At 43.0% G+C, this 223-nt stretch carries 1 pseudogene; it reads left to right on the top strand.

The features are described 5' to 3' along the window. A pseudogene (locus ABR397_RS24290) lies at positions 1–223 on the top strand (type VI secretion system baseplate subunit TssF); the annotation flags it as partial.

The following is a 223-nucleotide window of genomic DNA, read 5'->3' as shown; positions in this document are numbered from 1 at the left end:
ACAACATATTGCTTTTTGACCATATACGAGAGGAATTGCCATTTGGCGGCAGTCAAATTACTCTCACATTTTATGATCATCAGGCAAAACCCGTCACAGCGCACCATCATCGCGATTTTTACTGCCAATATCAGAAATTTGATACCCAGGCACACACACTGGACATCGGGCAAATCTGTATATCCGACGAGGAGATACCCAGCCATATTCAGGCCAAAAATAT

It is taken from the genome of Photorhabdus viridis, from assembly GCF_040256935.1.
In the GTDB taxonomy this organism is placed as follows: Bacteria; Pseudomonadota; Gammaproteobacteria; order Enterobacterales; family Enterobacteriaceae; genus Photorhabdus; species Photorhabdus viridis.
This window is presented reverse-complemented; position numbering and strand designations above follow the sequence as displayed.